The sequence below is a fragment of the Spirulina sp. CCY15215 genome, from assembly GCF_016888125.1.
Classification (GTDB): Bacteria; Cyanobacteriota; Cyanobacteriia; order Cyanobacteriales; family Spirulinaceae; genus CCY15215.
Genome location: NZ_JACSWA010000449.1, coordinates 1 through 762 on the forward strand (window position 1 = coordinate 1; position 762 = coordinate 762).

At 45.0% G+C, this 762-nt stretch carries 1 protein-coding gene; it reads left to right on the forward strand.

From position 1 onward, the window contains the following. A partial coding sequence (gene iscB / locus JUI58_RS14115) for an RNA-guided endonuclease IscB (RefSeq protein ID WP_204104437.1) occupies window positions 1–762 on the forward strand: 762 nt, incomplete at both ends.

Consider the following 762-nt stretch of genomic DNA (forward strand, 5'->3'; position numbering starts at 1 on the left):
TTCCCTTCACAATTATTATTCAAGACATAGAGGGAGGAGAAGTTAATGAATGTCAGTTAAAAATAGACCCCGGTTCTAAAACGACGGGAATTGCAATCGTGCAGGGAAATCGCGTTATCTGGGCGGCTGAATTGACCCATCGCGGACAGCAAATCCGAGACAAATTAACCTCAAGACGACAATTAAGAAGAGGACGACGCAGCCGCAAAAACCGGTATAGAAAACCTCGATTCCTGAATCGAAAGCGTCCTGATGGCTGGCTTGCACCCAGTCTAATGTCGCGAGTTCATAACATTGTCACTTGGGTCAATCGGCTCTGTAGAATCTGTCCCATATCAGGCATTTCTCAGGAGTTAGTGCGATTCGATACTCAAGCACTTCAGAATCCCGAAATCTCCGGTACTGAATACCAGCAAGGAGAATTATTTGGCTATGAAGTCAGAGAATATTTGCTCGAAAAATGGAACAGAAAATGCGCGTATTGTGGTGCAAAGAATACTCCCTTAGAAGTCGAGCATATTAAGCCTAAATCTAAAGGAGGAAGTAACCGGGTTAGCAATTTAACTCTGGCCTGTCATCCTTGCAATCAGAGCAAAGATAATCAAGAAATTGAGCAGTTTCTATCGGGCAAGCCAGATATTCTCAAACGGATTATCGGACAAGCTAAGAAACCGCTAAAGAAGGACGATCCCCCCCTGCCCCCCCTTGGGAAGGGGGGAGGTAGTGCAGCAGTCAATTCTACCCGTTGGAAATTATATGATG